Source organism: Streptomyces sp. RPA4-2 (assembly GCF_012273515.2).
Classification (GTDB): domain Bacteria; phylum Actinomycetota; class Actinomycetes; order Streptomycetales; family Streptomycetaceae; genus Streptomyces; species Streptomyces kaempferi.
In genome coordinates, this window is record NZ_CP050975.2 from 8348025 (window position 1) to 8365817 (window position 17793).

A 17793-nucleotide genomic window follows, 5' to 3' on the forward strand; every position below is an offset into this window, starting at 1 on the left:
CGGTCCAGTCGCGCTTGACGAATTTCGTCCAGTCCGTCGCGCTGGTCCCGATGAGGGCGGCGGACGAGCAGCGCAAGGAATGGGCTGGCCTCGTTTCGCACCAGCAAGGCAAGATCGGCCGTGTGATACGTGATCCTCGTGACGATGCCGAGTTGTCGGCCCTGGTTCGTCGCTATGTCACGCCCGGGCGGCGATATCTGAATCTCGGCGGCAGCTTGCTGCGCATGAAAAGTCCTGAGTACGACCGATTCATGCGAGACCTCTGTGAGGACGCGGGACTCATCACCCCGCATGAGATCGCCACGCTTCTTGAGGGCAGTTGGAGAGAACGGAGAACTGCGGCTTGGCTCGTAGCTGTCTCCCGCCAGACCGAGTTCCGTGAGTGCCTCGGAGAACTCCTGCTGGCCAGCGAGGTCTGCTGTGTCGGGCTGGCCTACAGCGTGGCCCTGGCCAGTTTCGGAACGGCGCGCGACGCTGATCTGCTCGCCGCCTACCTTGATCGCTACCTCTGCCGCCCTGACCTCGCTTACGACCAAACCGTCGTCATGGGCGCTCTCCAGTTCATCGACCTGAACCTTGGAGGTGGTCAAGCCGACCGCTTCCGGGAACCGGGTGGCCTATGGCAGCAGTGGCTCCAAGATGCACCTCACATGCAGGGCGACTCGGACCCCACCCCCTTCTTCTTGAGCCTCATTCGTCGGCTTTGCGCGTTCGTCGACGAATGCACCGAGGCGCTATGACCGCCGCATCTCGTGGTGGTCTCTCTGGACCATGGCCGCCGCCGGGACTGCACTCCGGTCGTGCGGGTGCGCGGCCGCGGTCCGGGCGAGTGTCGATGGCGGGCATGACCTGCTACAAGGCTGGTGAACGGGCCCGGCTGTTCTATGCGGTCCGGGAGTACAGCGGGCGCAGGGGCCAGCCGAAGGGCTTCGGCCGGCGGGACTTCCGTGATCTGATCGTCCGGTCCCGCATTCAGCTGGGTGGCCCGATCGTGTGGGCCTGGGACAACGTCCGACTGCACCTGACGAAGCCGCTGGGCGATTTCATCCACGCAAACGCCGAATGGCTCACCGTCGTTCAGCTGCCCACGTACGCGCCCGACCTCAACCCAACGGAGGGTGTGTGGTCCCTGGTCAAGCGCGACATCGGCAACCTCGCCGCCGCCGCCGCCAGCCTCAGCCAAGTCACCCGCGCGGTCAAGCGTCGGCTCAAGAAGCTCCAGTACCGGTCGGACGTGGTCGACGGCTGTCTCGCCGGCACCGGCTTGGCCCTGGGCGCGTGACTCCTCCATGCCGGGTCCTGACTGTGTCGCGCATCCGGTGATCGGAGACGATGCAGCCCACACCAGCGCACGAAAGCGAGCAACTTCATGACGGAGCCCGCTCCGATGGACCTTATCCACCTCGCCGATCCGGATGGGGACCGCTGCATCGTTCGCATCACGGGACGGTTCCAGCCGGGCGTACTGACCGGCCACGACATCCTGCACGCGGACGTGCTGGCCTCCGCGAGTTTCGTCGACGCCCGGCTCGACCTTTACCTCTTCCAGCATGACCTGGACTCCTGGGAGCAGGAGCTGTCCAACCTGGGACCAGGCAAGACAGCCAGCATCGGCGGAGACCGCGGCCTGAGCCTCGATATCCACATGCACGAAGACGGCTGGCTGTCGATCCAGGTCAGCGACCCGGACCGCCTTACGACGCTCCTGGGAACCCGGCCCCAGGGAGACTGGATCGCCGAGCACCGCGGGCGCCTGGAACAGGTCCGGCTGACCTGGCCCCACGAAGTCATCGAGACGGCCCCAGGAGCCTACGAGTGGAGCCCCAACCGCAAGCGCTGATCACCTGATCCAAGCACCCGACAACACGCTTTCAAGTTCCTTACGTTGTTGGTGGGTTGATTCCGGTCACTCGTACGATCGGGAGACCCAGGGGCGCTGGGTATGGCTGTCAAGTTCATGCCGCAGGAGTGGCTTCTACTGATTGGCCGCCCGGTGTCCTGCGACGACTCGGCCACTGATTGGGATGCGCGCGGCAAGATCGCTTGGTAAGGACACGCTGGCGAGGTCGTCTGCTGGGACTCGAACAGAAACGACTCCGGAGGTGACTGTGCCTGAACTGTGGGCCGGTATGGATGCGGGCAAGGCCGAGCATCACTGCGTGGTGATCGACGCGGAGGGCCAGCGCAGACTGTCACGGCGGGTGGCCAACGACGAGACCGCGTTGATGGAAGTGATCACAGATGTCCTCGCATTGAGCGAGGGGGAGCCGGTGACCTGGGCGATCGACCTCAATGCCGGCGGGGCCGCGCTGATGATCGCCTTGCTGACCGGCAACGGGCAGCAGGTCCTCTACATTCCCGGCCGCACCGTCCACCACGCTTCCGGCTCCTACCGGGGCGACGGGAAGAGCGATGCGAAGGACGCTTTCATCATCGCGGACCAGGCCCGCATGCGGCGCGATCTCCAGCCGCTGCACCACGGCGACGCCATCGCCGTGGACTTGCGCATCCTCACCTCTCGCCGCCTGGACCTGGCCGCGGACCGCACGAGGGCGATCAACCGGATGCGGGCCCAGCTGCTGGGATACTTCCCGGCCCTGGAGCGGGCCTTCGACTACAGCACTTCGAAGGCGTCTTTGGTCCTGCTGACCGGCTACCAGACGCCGGCCGCTCTGCGTCGGGCTGGCAGGAACCGCCTGGCCGTCTGGTTGAAGAACCGCAAGGTCCGCAACTACAGGCTCGTCGCGGCCACCGCTGTCGAGGTCGCCGAGGCCCAGCACACTGCCGTTCCCGGAGAGAAGCTGGCCGCAGCCGTCGTGGCCAGGCTGGCGAGGGAGGTGATGGCCCTGGACGAGGAGATCGCCGAGACCGACGCCCTGGTCGAGGGCCGGTTCCGCGACCACCCGCACGCCGAGGTCATCCTGAGCATGCCCGGCATCGGCTCCGTCCTGGGCGCCGAGTTCATCGCCCACACCGGCGGCGACATGCGCGTATTCGGCACCGCCGACCGTCTCGCCGGTGTCGCCGGCCTGGCGCCCGTCCCGAAGGACTCGGGACGGATCAGCGGCAATATGCACCGACCTCGTCGCTACTGCCGTCGCCTGATGCGGGTCTTCTACATGTCCGCCCAGGTCGCGGCCCGATGCTGCCCAGTCTCCAAGGCGTTCTACGAACGCAAGAGGGCCGAGAAGAAGACCCATAAGCAGGCCGTCATCGCTCTCGCACGCCGCCGCCTGAACGTCCTGTGGGCACTCCTACGCGACGGTCGTCTCTTCGAGGGCAGCCCGCCGTTGCGCGCTGCCAACCTTGGCTGAGGTAGCTACCATCAGTCACGCGCCAGGCGTTGACAACCACATTGGGAATCAGTAGCTGCCGACCGGCTGACGCGAGCCGGATCATCGGCGTCCGTGGCTGGGGCCTGTCCGACGGGTCGTGTGGGCAGGCCAGAGTGCCTTGACTTAGTGGTTGCTGCTGAACGAAGGAAGTCAATTCAGTCGATCCGGCCCTCCGCATCGGCGTCGGTCTGGACGGCCCGCAGGATTCTCTCCCACGTGCAGTCCGCCGACCACCTTCGATGACGATCGTGAACCGTCTTCCAGCTACCGAACCAGGGAGGCAGGTCCCGCCGAGGGAGACCGGTCCGCTGCCGGAACAGAATCCCGTTGATCAAACGACCGTGGCATTGCCAGCGTCCACCCCACCCACGACTCGCTTAAGCAAGTGCGGCTCCAGCCGAGCCCACTCTTCATCGGAGAGATCCCCCCGCCCCATGACCCACGGAACGAGTTTCCAACCGAAGCGTCACACGGCCCATCGGACACGACCTAGCCGACGTGGACGCGGGGTCGTTTGCCTCATGTCGGACAGGCCCTGCAGCATCCACGCCCGTAAGCGGTGAACGTCTCGGCCAGCCCTTGCCGTCGCTGTCGGGAGAGGTGTTTCAGGCGTGAGTGCGCAAGGTCATGTCGTACGCCGTCTCGCGGCTGTCCTGGGCGACCGTGATGCGGACGAGGAGGACCTGCGCCTCTGGAGGCGGGGCGGGCCGGCCGGTGAGGGAACCTTCGGTGCGGATTCCGTCAGGGCTCGGGCCGTAGGCGCCGCCCAGTCGAGGTATTCGTTGCCCAGGTCGTCCTTCGCCTCCAGGAAGGGCAGAAAGGGGGGCGCGGCGCTGTCGGCGTCGGGCACGGCCGGAGTGATCGAGTAGTGGATGGTGAAGGAGTCGTCCTGCAGTTTCAGTTTGCGGATCGTCAGCTCGTAGCCGCCGTCGAGGATCGGCAGGGTGAGGAGGGGAGCCCTGGTCACTTCGGATCTCTTTCCTGCGCGCGGTGTCTGGGGCCGTGCGGTGGTGTGGCTTCTATGCGGTGAGGCGGTCGTGCCGCGTGGGACTTCCCGTCACGTAGTGGACGTACTCGCGCTCCAGTCGGAAGCCGGCGGTCCAGGCGAGCAGGCGACTGGGGCGGTTGTCGCGGGAGCAGGACCAGCTCGGGGTGTGGCCGCGGGCCGCGATGTCCGTGCACAGGGCGGTGACGCAGGCGATGGCCAGGTGTTCGCGCCGGTGCTCGGGGACCGTGACGCAGGCGATGTCCTCGTATCTGCTGCTCAGGAGGTGGGCGCAGGCGACGGCGAGGATGTGGTCCTTGTGGAACGCGGCCCAGCCGAGACCGGAGGCCGCGAGAGCGGTCGGTCCGCCCCATGTGCCGTGGATCCAAGCTGTGTCAGTGCCGAGTTCGGCGAGGGCCGGGGCGTGCTCGGGCGTCAGCCGTCGCAGCGTCACGCCCCAAGGGAGACGGGGTGTGGAGGTGGGCGATGTGCGTTGGGTGTACACCATGCGCTCCCACGGGATGACCTGGTCGAATGCGGTGCCGAGGGCGGGGAGGAAGCGGTCGGGTGCGTCGATGCAGCAGTCGGCCAGCGGCGTGAGGTCCCCGGCGGTGAGGGCATCCGGGTCACCGCGCAGCAGGGCGTGGTCACCGCAGCGTACGGCGACGGTGCGTGGGTGCACCGCCCGGTCGGCCCACCATTGCCCGGTTCCGGTCGCCAGGGCGTGTTCGGCGAGGGCGGCGGGGCCGGGCGCCGCGGCGGGGAACCACCGGGAGAGGGCGGGAAGTTGGCGGGGGAGGAGTTGGATCACGGGGTTGCCTTTCACTGGGTCGGGGCGACCCCGGTGTGTGGTGGGGTCGCCCCTGGGGCTCAGCTCTGACCGGCCTTGCGGCCGTGGTTCGCCTTCTTCTTGCGGCGGGCCCTCTTCTTGCGGGCGCGCTTCGACATGGGCATCAACTCCATGGTGTGGAAGAGAAGTTCAAGCGGTGCGGCCGACGAGCAGGTCGGCGAGTCTGTTGAGGCGTTTGACCGTGCGGTCCTCGGTGGCGGCCGGGGCCGGTTCGACGCGTTCGGCGCGGTCGTAGTAGGCGCCGTTGACGATCTCGACGGCCGGGTCGCAGAGGCGTACCACGTTCGTCGCGCCCTCGGCCGGCGTGACGCCTTCGTGCGCGTACAGGGGCATCAGTGCCGTGTCGCAGATGCCGGGGTGGACGGAGACCGCGGTGACGCGGGGGTCGGCGGCGAAGACGGTGAGCGCCAGTTGCGACTGGGCGTAGGCGGCGAGCCGGGAGTAGCGGCGGGCGCGGTTCGGGTCGTTCCACTGGATGTTCGCGGTGCGGTGCAGGGACGACGAGACGTTGACGACCCGGCCGCCGGGGTCGCTGGTGAGTGCCGGTTCCAGCAGGCACGTCAGGAGGTAGTGGGCGAGGAAGTTGACCTGGAAGGCGATCTCGTTGCCGTCTGTGGTGACGGTGTGCCGCTCGGGCGCCGCGATGCCCGCGTTGTTGACGAGGACGTCGAGGTGCGGGTGCTCGGCGACGACACGGTTCGCCAGGGACTCGACCTCGTCGAGGTGGGTGAAGTCGGCGGCGAAGGGGCGGAGTCGGGCGGCGTCGATGCCCACCGTGGCGACCAGGCGGTCGGCAGCGGCGCGCGCCTCCTCGTCGGTGCGGCCGTGCAGCAGCACGGTGGTACCGCGTTCGGCGAGCTGCCGGGCGGTCTCCAGGCCGATGCCGGAGGTGGCCCCCGTGACGAGGACGGTGCGGCCGGGAAGAGGGGAGAGATCGTGGTCAGACATGGTCCATCCGGGGTTGTGGGCACGTCGGCGGCCCCTGCGCGGGGACGCCGAACATGTGCGGATACGAAGAACGGGACGCCGGAACGAATCACGGCGCCCCGAGGGCTACGGACGACGCGTCGGCGTCAGCGGAGAGCGGACGCGGGCGTTGCCGGGCAGCGAGGCGCACAACGGGCCGCGCCGGGACTCGGCGGCCGGTCGAAGAGAAGCCATGCGCTGTTCACGGGTCCCATGGAACCCGTCCCGCAAGTCCCGGACAAGCACAACTCCCCTTCTCTGACGCGCCCCTGACGTGCCCAGACCCCCTCTTGACGGGCTCCGCACGCCAGGGGGAGCCCGTCATCCCAGCTCGGGCACTGTGGAGATCAGCAGGTCGATCAGCTTGATGCCGATGAAGGGCGGGACGAGTCCGCCGAGGCCGTACAGCAGGAGGTTGCGCAGCAGCTTCCTGCGGGCCTTCCACCCCGGATCCGTGGCGCGTCCGCGACGCCCGCGCAGTTCGGCGGTGTCCCTGAACCCGCCGCCCAGGACCTGCTGTTCCGCGAGGCCCGCACCGCGAACACGTTCACCGACGAGCCGGTGACTGCGGCGCCTGACCTGCGAGAGCATCTTGTTGGCGAGCTGACGATGTGGAAGTGGTCCACGACCACGACGGTGCCCGGGAGCCCGGTGCACGGCGGCCCGGTAGGTGGTGGACAGGCCGATCGCGACGTACCGGATGTTCTTTCTCCACCCACGAGCATCCGGGGCCGTGCCGAATGCCTGATGGCAATCGGCCAGGTGTGGTTCGCTGCTCGGATGACTCAGGACTTGGAGATCGTCACATTCGAATCCGCCGAGGCATTCGAGGCATGGCTCGGCGAGAACCACGCCGTCTCGCCCGGCGTCTGGCTCAAGCTTCGCAAGAAGGGCCCCGGAATCGTCGCTCTGGACTACGCCCAGGCACTCGAGGTGGCACTCTGCTACGGCTGGATCGACGGCCAGAAGGCCAAGTTCGACGACCAGTGGTGGCTCCAGCGGTTCACTCCGCGCAAGCCGAGCAGCAAGTGGTCCAAGGTCAACCGGGACAAGGTGGCCGCCCTCATCGAGCAGGGCCGGATGCATCCGCCGGGGCAGGCCGAGGTCGACCGCGCCAAGGCGGACGGCCGCTGGGAGGCGGCCTACGACGGCGCGAAAACCGCAGCGGTGCCGGAGGACCTCATGGCGGCCCTGACCGCCGACCCGGCCGCGGCGGCGTTCTTCGAGACACTGGACCGGCAGAACCGCTTCGCGATCCTGTACCGGATCCAGGACGCCAAGAAGGCCGAGACCCGGGCGCGCCGGATCGAGAAGTACGTAGCGATGCTGGCGAAGGGCGAGAAGCTGCACCCGTAGTCGCGGAGAGGAACCGGTCCGTGATGCCGGGGCTCCTGGCGCGCGCCTGTGGACCCGACAGCAGCCACCAACCGCCGTCGCTGAGCGTGTTGGAACGTCAGGGATCCTAAGCAGGCGGCCCGCTCAAGATCGAAGGCCCGCGTTTCACCCCCTTCCGCCGATCCGGGCCGGGGCGCGCGCTGAGGGCGGGACTGCGGAGCTTGCTGGGAGCGGCGGAGAACATGGGGGCCTTCGTGCCTCGGTGGGGAGCTGGGCCCAGGCGCACGGAGGCACGCCGGCGGTCGGTCCGGCTGACAGAGCGTGTGGTGGCTGCCGGGCCCTGCGGTGCCGGGGTCACGGCACCGCAGGGCTGAGCACGGGCGTCGGCGGCGCGATGACGATGAGAACGCCGCCGCGTGCTCGGCCGCCGGGAAGCCATGCGGATGCCCTCGGGCGAGGAAGGCATCCGAGGGTGCTTCCGGGGTGAAGCCGTCATGCCACTGACGTCCGAGGTCTCCCCGGCGGCCGAGGGGAAATCTAGCCGGGCCGCACCTGCCAACCGCCCGGTCGAGCGCGGAATTTGCGCTTCTCTTACGGCCGGTCGGGGGCGACGTCAAGGTGCCGTCAAGGTCACCTGAGAAGGCGTCAGGAGATCATCAACGGACGACGTCGGTGGCCGAAGCCGGTCTCAGACTGAGCGGCACGGGGACACGGGCGACCGTCCGTGGCGTGACGTTGGAGGGCTCGTGACTATCACGGCCGGTACCACGCGCAGTCCTGAGGCGGGGGCCGGGACCAGCGCACAGCCACAGCGCAGACCGGTCGCCCGACCCGGGGGTGGACCCGGGCCGCGGCCCGGAGGGGGGCCGTGGCCCGGTGGCCCGGAGCGTCGCCTCCGTCGCGAGACCGTGGCCGCGTGGGCCGCTCTGCGCCGCCGCTACTGGGCATTTCTGCCCGCGCGGTTGCGTCTCCTGCGCGGGGCCACGGTCTCGCTCGCCGTCGCCCTGGCCCTGTTGCTCGCGCTGGCCGGGCTCGCTGCGACCAGCAACTGGGACACTGTCGCCGGCCGCGACGCGACGCGCACCACCAGCGCCGCCAACCTCGACCTCGCCCTGAACGACATGGACGCGCAGGCCGCCAACATCCTGCTGTCCAGCGGCGACGCGGGCAAAGGACGTCTGGCGACGCCGTACGAGAAGGCGGTCGGTTTCTACGGAGGCGCGCGCCGCGCGATCGGTCACGACCTGCGCACGCTCGCCGTCGCCGCCCAGGGCGACCGCTCCGACGAACACACCGTGGAGTCCCTGACCGACGACTTCGCCGAGTACCAGGAGCTGATAGGCCGTGCCCTGGAGAACGACGGCCGCACCGGTGGCAAACCGGCCGCGCTCGCGGACTACCGCAAGGCCACCGACCTGCTGCAGAACCACCTCCTGCCAGGCGCACGGAAGCTGGTGGACTCCAACAACAGCGCGTTCAACACGCGATACACACATGCCCGTTCGACCCTGGCAACCCAGCTTGCCGTCGCCGTCGTCCTCGGCGTACTGCTCCTCGTCTCGCTCGGCGTCCTCCAGTGGTACCTGGCCCGCCGTTTCCGCCGGATCCTCAACCCCGGCGTCCTGGCCGCGACGGTGTGCGCGGTGCTCGCCGTCCTTCTCGGTGTCCAGGCGCTGTCGGCCACCGCCGAGCATCTGCGCGGGGCACGACGTGATGCGTTCGACTCCGTCGTCGCGCTCTCCCGCGCCCGCGCGATCGCCTACGACGCGAACGCCGACGAGAGCCGCTATCTCCTCGACCCCGAGCGCCGGGATCGGTACGCGCAGGCCTTTCTGGCCAAGTCGCAGGAGTTGTACGGGCTCAAGGGCGCGACGCTCACCACGTACGACGACGGGTTGGCCACGACGTGGCAGTCATACGGCTCCGACCACGGCGACCTGCGCTTCACCGGCGAGTTTCGGCGAGAACTCGACAACATCACCTTCGCCGGCGAGCGTGCCGCGGCGGAGAATACGGTCGAGACGTACGCCATGTACCAGCGCGACGACCGCAAGATCCGTGCCCTGGTTGGGCAGGGCAAGGAGCGTGAGGCCGTCGCGTTCTGCATGGGCTGGGAGGCGGGCACGTCGAACGCGCACTTCGGGGCGTGGATGACGGCACTGGACAAGGTGACGGACATCAACCGCCAGCACTTCACCGCCTCGGTTCAGGCCGGCCGCTCGGCAGTGGGGGATCTGCTGCCCGGGGCTCTGGGAGCCCTCGTCTCGGCGGCTGCGCTCACCGCCCTCGGGTTGCGGCCGCGCCTTGCCGAGTTCCGCTGAAGCGCGGACTCGCTCACCAGGTAGGGGAACGGGTTCCCCGTGTTCAGCCGCGATCCTTGGCCGCCCATGGCGTCACGCGGCCAAATGGCCGGGGAAGATGTGGGGTTGTGCTGGGCAGTCGGTCGGCCCGATGTGTGGCTCGCCTGCTGGGAGTTGCTTCGTCAGGAGCCGTACCGAAGGCGACCGGCCGGCCGGCGTCATCGCTGCCGCCCCGCCGGCCCGGCTGCCGAATCGCCCGCCGGCCGAACCCCCAGGCCGGCACACCCCAAGATCAATCGCGGGGTGGCGCGTAAGCGTCCGCGAGTCGCGCCTCCTCCAGGTCCAGCGAGCGTTGCAGGCGGCGGCGGGTCGTGTCGCTGATGCGGTGGTGGTCGTACAGGCGCTGGAGCTCGGCCTCCTCGACCGTGATCAGGTCGCGTCGTAGCTGGCGGTAGGTGAGGTCGGCGGATTCCGTCGGAGCGCCGTCGCCGTCGGCCTGCCCGAGGCGATCGCTCGCGTCGTCGAGGCGGGCCGTCAGGCCCCGGCGGAGGCGGTCGAGGACGACGTCGGGGACGGCCTCCAGTTCGGAGATCTCGTCCAGGCGGCTCAGGCCCGCGTTCGCCAGGCTGCAGCGGGCCGCGGCCTCCTCACGTTCGGTGTGGTCGGGTTCGAGGGCGATGCCCGAGCGGCGGACGACGGAAGCCAGTGTGAAGCCCTGGACGACGAGCGTGACGACCACGACCGAGGTGGTCAGGACGAGGACGAGGGGGCGTTCCGAGAGAGCGTCCCCGGCCTTCGTGGTCACCGGAATGGACAGGGCGGCGGCCAAGGGGACTACGCCCCGAGTGCCCGCCCAGGTCAGTACGACCGGCACCCGCCAGTTCATACGCTGGATCCCGCCCTTGCGCTGCACCACGGCCGACAGGGGCGCCAGCCACAGCATGCGCATGGTGATCAGCGTGGCGGCGACGGCGAGCGCGTACAGCGGCCAGGCCCGACTGCCGTCGGACAGGGCCCGCACCTGGGCCGGCAGCGCCAGCCCGATGAGCGAGAACACCACGCTCTCCAGAAGGAAGACCACCGTTCCGTAGACGGCGTGCAGTTGGAGGCGAATGCGCGCGTTGGTGAGGCGGTCGCCCCGGCCGCCGAGGACGACCCCGGCCACCACGACGGAGGTGACACCCGAGGCGTGCGCGGCCTCGGCCAGGACGTAGGCCGCATACGGGGTGACGAGGGCGATCACGGTCTCCAGGACGGGGTCCTCGGTGCGCCGCCGGATGAGCGTCACCACGCCCGCGACCGCGGCACCGATGACCATGCCGCCACCCGCCAGCAGCGCGAACTCTCCCGCTGCCGAACCCCAGCCAACGGCCGCCGATGCCACGGCGATGCTCACCGCGACCCGAAAGAGGACGAGGGAGGTCGCGTCATTGAAGAGGCTCTCGGCCTGGACCAGCACCTGGACCTTGGGCGGCAGCGCCAGCCGTCTGCCGAGCGCGGTGACCGCCACCGGGTCGGTGCTCGCGAGCACCGCGCCCAGTACGAACGCCATCTGCCACGACAGGGGCGTGACCAGGGAGGCGACCGCCCCGACCGCGGCCGCCGAGGCCAGGACGAGCCCTATCGACAGCACCCCGACCGGTTTCCACACGGCGCGCAGCTCGCGCCAGGGCAGTTCCTCGGCACTCGCGTACAGGAGTGGCGGCAGTACGACGAGGCCGACGATCTCGGGGCTGATCTGGATCTCCGGCGTGCCCGGCAGCAGTGCGACGGCGAGGCCCGCGACCACGAGCAGGGAGGGCGCGGGGATCCGCCAGCGGCGCGCGAAGGTGGCCACCACGGTGGCGAGGACCACGAGAGCCAGGACTGTCCCTACACTGCGCATGCCATCCCTTTGGTCATGAGAAGGAGACCTTGTGGCTCCCTGCCGACCAGACTTCCCGGCACACCGCTTTCACCCTATCGGGCCAGGGCCCGTCAAAGCAGTGTCAACGTCCATGTGACGGGCGCCAAGGATGCGTCAATGAGCGCGCCGAGCGACTCGCACAAGCGCTTCGGTAGGGGTGCAACCCTTCCCTGCGGGGAATTGATCTCCAGTGAGCGGAGCGCCTCGGCTGCGATGAGTGACGTACGGACCGATATGAGTGACGTACGGACCGGCGGGGGTGAGGTACGGCCCGGTGCGGGTGATGTACGGCCCGGTCTGCTGAAGGTCTACCTGGGGGCGGCCCCGGGGGTCGGCAAGACCTACCGCATGCTCGACGAGGGGCGACGCAGGGCGGCGCGCGGCGCCGATGTGGTGGTGGGATTCGTGGAGTGCCACGGGCGCCAGGGCACGGAGGCGATGCTCGACGGCCTGGAGGTCATCCGGCGTGCGCCCTGCGCCTATCGTGGCGGGGAGTTCGAGGAGATGGACCTGGCCGCGGTCCTCGCGCGGCGTCCGCAGGTCGCGCTGGTGGATGAGTTCGCCCACAGCAACGTGCCGGGAGGCGGTCGCAACCCCAAGCGATGGCAGGACATCGAGGAGCTGCTCGCCGCCGGGATCGACGTCATCACGGCGCTCAACATCCAGCACCTGGAGTCCCTCAACGACGTCGTCGAGAAGATCACGCGGGTGCCGCAGCGCGAGACGGTGCCCGACGAGGTCGTACGACGGGCGCAGCAGATCGAGCTCGTGGACATTCCGCCGGAGGGGCTGCGCCGCCGGATGGCGCACGGCAACATCTACGCGCCCGAGAAGGTCGATGCCGCCCTCGCCAACTACTTCCGCCCCGGCAACCTGACCGCCCTGCGTCAGCTCGCCCTGCTGTGGGTCGCCGACCGGGTCGATGAGGCGCTGCAGTCGTACCGCTCCGAGCACGGCATCGGCGGGGTGTGGGAGACCCGGGAGCGGGTCGTGGTCGCGCTCACCGGGGGGCCCGAGGGAGACACCCTCATCCGGCGGGCCGCGCGCATCGCCGACCGGTCGGCCGGCGGCGATCTGCTCGCCGTACACGTGACCCGCAGCGACGGTCTCGCCGCGGGTGCCTCGTACGCTTCCCTGGCCCGGCAGCGGCGGCTCATCGATGACCTCGGCGGGAGCTACCACTCGGTCGTCGGTAACGACGTGGCCACCGCCCTGGTCGAGTTCGCCCGCGTGGAGAACGCCACCCAACTCGTCCTGGGCACCAGCCGCCGCGGCCGCCTCGAACGCTTCGTCACCGGGCGCGGCACCGGCGAGACGGTCGTCGGCCTCTCCGGCGACATCGACATCCACACGGTCACGCACGAACGCGCCGGACGCGGCACGCTGCTGCCCTCCCGCCGCCGTACCCTCTCGACCGTACGCAGAATCGCGGGCCCGGTGGCCGGACTGCTGCTGCCCGTGGCACTCACCCTGCTGCTGAATCCGGACACGGCACGCGACAGGCTCAACCTCACCAGCGAGGCTCTGCTCTTCCTGCTCACTGTGGTGGGTGTGGCCTGCATAGGCGGGGTTGTGTCGGCGGTGATCGCGTCGGTGACGGCGTCGCTGCTGCTCAACTACTGGTTCATCCCGCCCGTCGGCCGGTTCACCCTCGACGATCCGAACGCGTTGCTGGCTCTTGCGGTCTTCGCGGTGGTGGCCGCCGTGGTCGCCGGTGTCGTCGATCGCTCCCTGCGCCTGTCGCGGCGCTCGGCCCGGGCCACCGCGGAGGCGGAGACCATGTCGTCGCTCGCCGGCACCATCGTGCGCGGGGGTGCGACGATCCCGGCGCTGGTGGAACGGACCCGCGAGACGTTCGGGATGGACTCCGCGGAGCTGGTGGACGAGCCGCCCGGAGAGGACGGCGTCACGGCCGTACCCGCGGGGCCCGGCGCCTTCCTGGTCTTGCGCGGTCGCACTCTTCCGTCGTCCGAGCGGCGCGTCCTTGCGGCCTTCGCCGCGCACGTGGGGTCGGCGGTCGAGCGGGCCCGGCTCGCGGAGGCCGCCGCCGAGGTGGAGCCGGTCCGGGCGGCCGATCGGATGCGTACGGCGTTGTTGCGGGCGGTCGGTCACGACCTGCGGACCCCGCTCGCCGCCGGCTGGGCGGCCGTCGCCTCGCTGCGCAGCCGTGACGTCGAGTTCTCCGCCGCGGACCGCGACGAACTCCTCGCCACCGCGGACGAGTCGATGGCCAAGCTGAACCGGCTGGTGGAGAACCTGCTCGACCTCAGCCGTCTTCAGGCGGGGGTGCTCACGCTGAACCTGCGGGCTACGGCATTGGAAGAGGTTCTCCCGGCCGCGCTGGCCGACACCTCCGAAGTCGAGGTGGGGGACCTGGTGGAGGTTCCCGCCGTGCTGGCCGATCCGCCCTTGCTCGAGCGGGTGATCGCCAACCTCGTCGCCAACGCCGCCCGGCACAGTCCGGCCGGGCGCAAGGTGCTGCTGACCGCCAGCGCCCACGCGGGCCGCGTCGAAGTCCGTGTCGTCGACCGGGGCCCCGGTCTGCCGCCCACCGACCGCGAGCGCCTCTTCGAACCCTTCCAGCGCCTCGGCGACACCGACAACGCCACCGGACTCGGTCTGGGCCTGGCACTCTCGCGGGGCCTGACCGAGGCGATGGACGGCACGCTCACCCCGGAGGACACTCCTGGCGGGGGCCTGACCATGGTGCTGTCGCTGCCCTTCGCCGAGCGGGCGGAGCAGCCTGGTGGTACGCAGAGCGTAGGAGGCAGCGTATGAGCCCCGAAAGGCGTACCAGGACGCGGGGCTCGGAGCCGGCGCGTCGAGCGAGGGAGGTGACGGCGTGATGACCGGTTATCCGCTCCGGGACCGGCTCGCCCTGGTGGCGGGCCTTGTGGCCCCCTTCCTGGTGGCGCTCGTCCTGGTGCCCTTCCGTACGGATCTCTCGCGTACGAACGCGGCGCTGATCCTGGTCGTGGTGGTCGTCGCGGTAGCCGCCCTCGGGAACCGTCTGGCAGGCGCGCTCGCGGCGCTTTCGGCCGCGGCCTGGTTCGACTTCTTCCTCACCCGTCCGTACCAGACCTTCGACATCACCGCGTCCGGCGACATCGAGACGGGCGTCCTGCTGCTGATTGTCGGCCTGATCGTGTCCCAGCTCGCCGCCCGCGCACGCCGCCTCGAAGTGATCACCGTGACGGACGCGGGTTACCTCGCCCGTCTCCATGAGACGGCCGACCTCGCCCAGTCGGCGAAGTCCTCGGACACCGTGGTCGACCACGTCCGTCGCGAACTGACCGAACTGCTCGATCTGCGCGGCTGCCGCTTCGAGTACGGCACCCTCATGGGGCAGCCGCCACGCCTGGAACAGAACGGGAACGTGGCGGTCGGGCGGCGGCGCTGGGACGTCGACGCGAGCGGCTGGCCGGACGGCGAGATCGAGCTGCGTACGTACGGCAACGGCCAGTACCGCGGCCGCTTCATGCTCACCCCCGGTCCGGGCCCCGTGCCCCCGCTCCAGGCCCGTCTGGTCGCGGTCACCCTCGCGGACCAGACGGGCGCGGCCCTCAACGCGGCGGGACCGGCGAAGGACGGCTGACACCGGGGAGTGCGGGGGCGTGCGATGCCAGGGCAGCGGTCACGTCGGCACGGCTGACGGACGCATACGGGACGAGATGACGGACGCATACGGGACGAGATGACGGACGCATACGGAACGTTGACGCCGAACCGTTGCCCACCCGGAACCGGGTGCGTCCGCGCTGCCGTTCTTGACTGGTGTGACGTCAACTCTGCACCTCCGTACGGAACTTGGCCTCCGCTCCCAGCACATGGTGATCTGCGGCGACGACGGGCTCGCACACCGGCTCGCCGTCGAACTGGACGCCGTGTGCGGCGAGGCCGTCACCGTCGTATTACGCTCCCGGCGCGACGAGTACGGCGCGGAGATCGCCGCACTGCACCGGGAACCGCACTCGCCCATCGAGCTGCTGGTGTCGGCGCACCCGGATGAACAGACCCTGCGGGCAGCGGGCGTGCAGCGGGCCGCGGCCCTCGCGCTGACCTATCGCGACGACCAGGTCAACATGACCGCGGCGCTCATGGCCAGGGGCCTCAACCCCTCCATACGCCTGGTCATCCGCATGTTCAACCGTGAGCGCGGCCGTCACTTGGAGCGCCTTCTCGACCGCGCGGCCGCCGAGTTCACGGGCGGGGGCGACGACGATCCCCGGCCGGACATGTCCACCACGGTACTGTCCGACGCCGACACCGCCGTACCCGAACTGGTGGCCGCCGCCACGGTCGGCCACGGCCACACCCTCCAGATCGAGGGAAAGGTATTCCGCGGCGTCGTGCGGCCCGCCGGGTCGGCGTCCCGATCGACCGATCTGGCCACGCTCGCGGTGCTTTCCGGCGCGCACGAGGACGACCCGGCGAGCGAGGACAGACGGGCGGCGCCGACGAGGAGGCCCGCGGCCGCCCGGGGCAGCCGGGAGGCGGTGACCACCGAGGCGTCGTGGGGGTCGACTGCGCCGGTGAGGGCCTTCCAGACCTCGGGCGCGCCGACGGCGGCGGTGCCCTGGATGATGTCGACGACCGCGATAGCGGCGCGCGGGAACACGAGCACGGCCGTCACCGCGACGGCGCCCGTCCTGGAGGTGATGGCCCGTGAGCTGACGGCGGGGGCTGTTGCGGTGACGGCCATGGCGCCACTTCGTCAGGGCGTCGACGAGCGCGGTCGACGTAGGCCTGCATGGACTTCGGGCCGCCGAACATCCAGATGCCGTCCGGCAGTCGGTGCGAGGCGGACACGCGGTGACCGGTCTCCGGAGAGCCGTCACCGTGTGTCCACCGTCCGCGAGTCCGCCTGCCGCCCCCTGCACCGGTCTCTTGGCGCCGGGACCGGTCGTGTGGTGCGGTCAGTAACGATCCAGGATCATCTGGGTCTTGAGGATGTCGCCGTGGTACAGCCAGCCGTGGCTCTCCGCGACGTTCACGGCGTCGGTGTGAAGCTTCGTGGCGTCGCTGTAGCTGTCTGTCTTGAAGGACACCTCGACGATGTACTCGGTGCCCGAACCGCTCGCGCCGACGACTGGCAGCACCTCGATGCTCGCATCGTCCGAGGCCTCCCACGCGCCGCCCCACACCTGCGAGGTGACCGGGCCGTGGACCCGGGACGCCTGTAGCGTGGTCTTGCCCCAGTTCGAGGAGCTCCAGTCCTCCAGCTTGCCGGGGATGTCGCCGACGACCCAGCCCAGCCCGGTACTCGCGCTCGGCAGGGCTGTGCCGGAGTAGCCCGAGGCACTGTGCGACTTCTCGTTGCTGAAGCTCAGGGTCTGCTTGGAGTAGCCCCAGTCGACCTCCGCGTCGTAGTTGGTGTCGCTACTGCTGAAGCCGGCGGTGTTGGCGGTGCTCAGGGCTGCGTTGATGTCGCCGCCGGTGACCGGGAAGCGCTTCTTGTAGCTCTCCTCGAACGACGAGCCGCTCTTGTGACGGAGCCGGACGTCCCAGCCCTGGCCGTTCAGTCCCAGCGCGCTGTTGTCGAAGTACTCGTAGGAACGGGCCTTGGCGGAACCGCTGATGCCGAAGGCGGACTTCACGGCGGCGAGCGGGTTGTGCGAGGAGTCCAGCGCTGCGGTGGTGAGGTTGATCTTCACTTCGTACGTGGGAACCGCATTGGAGGCGGCCTGCGCGGGGGTCGTAGTGGCGAACAGCGACGCGGAGGCGGCCAGGGCGATCGCGGCGGCGATGGGGTGGAGCCGGGCGATGCGGTGAGTGATCGTCATGGGGAGGAGGATCGCCAGCGAGAGTGATCTCCGCCCGACCGGCGGGTGCGTTCCGGGTGAACGGCTGAGTGCGCGCCGGCCGATTCGTGGACCACCCGTGAAATATCCCGGTTGCGGGTTTGGACCAAGCAAGGTCCGCACTGGTGCGTCGACTTGGAGCGGGCGGTCGCTGGCCGAGCTGTCAGCACCCCGCGGTTCCCGCCGCGTTGACACGCGCGAAGTCGGAGGGGAGGGCGAACGACTGGGCAGTACGAGAAGTGCCGGATCTGCCCGCCCCAGGCACCATAGGTGTAGCCGGCGCGAGTGCGCGGCCGGATCCGGGACGAGTTCATC

The 17793-nt window shown here is 69.7% G+C and carries 14 protein-coding genes and 3 pseudogenes; 9 read left to right on the forward strand and 8 right to left on the reverse strand.

Annotation, left to right across the window (positions count from 1 at the left end; translation table 11 throughout):
* Positions 1–122: 122 nt before the first annotated feature.
* From HEP85_RS36435 to HEP85_RS36450, 4 genes are all read left to right on the forward strand, one after another.
* The gene (locus HEP85_RS36435) at positions 123–740 is read left to right on the forward strand and encodes a DUF6000 family protein (protein WP_168534425.1); all 618 of its coding nucleotides are present in this window, start codon (positions 123–125) and stop codon (positions 738–740) included.
* A 104-nt stretch (positions 741–844) separates the two neighbouring features.
* The gene (locus tag HEP85_RS36440; protein WP_248002221.1) at positions 845–1282 is read left to right on the forward strand and encodes a transposase; all 438 of its coding nucleotides are present in this window, start codon (positions 845–847) and stop codon (positions 1280–1282) included.
* A 105-nt stretch (positions 1283–1387) separates the two neighbouring features.
* Positions 1388–1840: a DUF5959 family protein gene (locus HEP85_RS36445; protein WP_168531733.1), complete on the forward strand. Its 453-nt coding sequence runs from the start codon at positions 1388–1390 to the stop codon at positions 1838–1840.
* Positions 1841–2129: 289 nt separating this feature from the next.
* Positions 2130–3314 (forward strand): IS110 family transposase, encoded by a 1185-nt coding sequence (locus HEP85_RS36450; RefSeq protein WP_168534427.1) that lies wholly within the window; start codon positions 2130–2132, stop codon positions 3312–3314.
* A gap of 179 nt (positions 3315–3493) precedes the next feature.
* Here HEP85_RS36450 and HEP85_RS36455 read toward each other — a convergent pair.
* The 5 genes and pseudogenes from HEP85_RS36455 to HEP85_RS36475 form a co-directional block, all read right to left on the reverse strand.
* A pseudogene (locus HEP85_RS36455) lies at positions 3494–3771 on the reverse strand (transposase); the annotation flags it as partial.
* Between the two features lie 189 nt (positions 3772–3960).
* Positions 3961–4302 carry a hypothetical protein gene (locus tag HEP85_RS36460; protein WP_248002222.1) on the reverse strand — a complete coding sequence of 114 codons (342 nt, stop codon included), beginning with the start codon at positions 4300–4302 and terminating at the stop codon, positions 3961–3963.
* Positions 4303–4354: 52 nt separating this feature from the next.
* Positions 4355–5131, reverse strand: coding sequence for a GNAT family N-acetyltransferase (locus tag HEP85_RS36465; protein WP_168531734.1), 777 nt, complete (start codon positions 5129–5131; stop codon positions 4355–4357).
* A 168-nt stretch (positions 5132–5299) separates the two neighbouring features.
* Positions 5300–6118, reverse strand: coding sequence for an SDR family NAD(P)-dependent oxidoreductase (locus tag HEP85_RS36470; protein ID WP_168531735.1), 819 nt, complete (start codon positions 6116–6118; stop codon positions 5300–5302).
* 339 nt (positions 6119–6457) lie between these two features.
* Positions 6458–6727 carry a hypothetical protein gene (locus tag HEP85_RS36475; protein ID WP_168524962.1) on the reverse strand — a complete coding sequence of 90 codons (270 nt, stop codon included), beginning with the start codon at positions 6725–6727 and terminating at the stop codon, positions 6458–6460.
* A gap of 189 nt (positions 6728–6916) precedes the next feature.
* Between HEP85_RS36475 and HEP85_RS36480 the strand changes: the two genes are divergently transcribed.
* The gene (locus HEP85_RS36480; protein WP_211118126.1) at positions 6917–7492 is read left to right on the forward strand and encodes a YdeI family protein; all 576 of its coding nucleotides are present in this window, start codon (positions 6917–6919) and stop codon (positions 7490–7492) included.
* Positions 7493–8379: 887 nt separating this feature from the next.
* Positions 8380–9792, forward strand: coding sequence for a hypothetical protein (locus tag HEP85_RS36485; protein ID WP_168531736.1), 1413 nt, complete (start codon positions 8380–8382; stop codon positions 9790–9792).
* A gap of 271 nt (positions 9793–10063) precedes the next feature.
* Here HEP85_RS36485 and HEP85_RS36490 read toward each other — a convergent pair whose 3' ends face one another.
* A complete protein-coding gene (locus tag HEP85_RS36490) occupies positions 10064–11656 on the reverse strand; it encodes a Na+/H+ antiporter (RefSeq protein WP_168531737.1) in 1593 nt (530 codons plus the stop codon).
* Between the two features lie 255 nt (positions 11657–11911).
* Between HEP85_RS36490 and HEP85_RS36495 the strand changes: the two genes are divergently transcribed.
* The 3 genes and pseudogenes from HEP85_RS36495 to HEP85_RS36505 all read left to right on the forward strand — a co-directional run.
* The gene (locus HEP85_RS36495; RefSeq protein ID WP_168534431.1) at positions 11912–14455 is read left to right on the forward strand and encodes an ATP-binding protein; all 2544 of its coding nucleotides are present in this window, start codon (positions 11912–11914) and stop codon (positions 14453–14455) included.
* 67 nt (positions 14456–14522) lie between these two features.
* Positions 14523–15272, forward strand: a complete 750-nt coding sequence (locus tag HEP85_RS36500; protein WP_168531738.1) for a DUF4118 domain-containing protein — start codon at positions 14523–14525, stop codon at positions 15270–15272.
* A gap of 232 nt (positions 15273–15504) precedes the next feature.
* Positions 15505–15795 (forward strand): annotated as a pseudogene (locus tag HEP85_RS36505) (NAD-binding protein); the annotation flags it as partial.
* 305 nt (positions 15796–16100) lie between these two features.
* Here the strand turns inward: HEP85_RS36505 and HEP85_RS36510 are convergent.
* Both HEP85_RS36510 and HEP85_RS36515 read right to left on the reverse strand, forming a co-directional pair.
* Positions 16101–16379, reverse strand: a pseudogene (locus tag HEP85_RS36510) (ABC transporter permease); the annotation flags it as partial.
* A 214-nt stretch (positions 16380–16593) separates the two neighbouring features.
* A complete protein-coding gene (locus tag HEP85_RS36515; RefSeq protein ID WP_168531739.1) occupies positions 16594–17460 on the reverse strand; it encodes a hypothetical protein in 867 nt (288 codons plus the stop codon).
* Between the last annotated feature and the right edge of the window lie 333 nt (positions 17461–17793).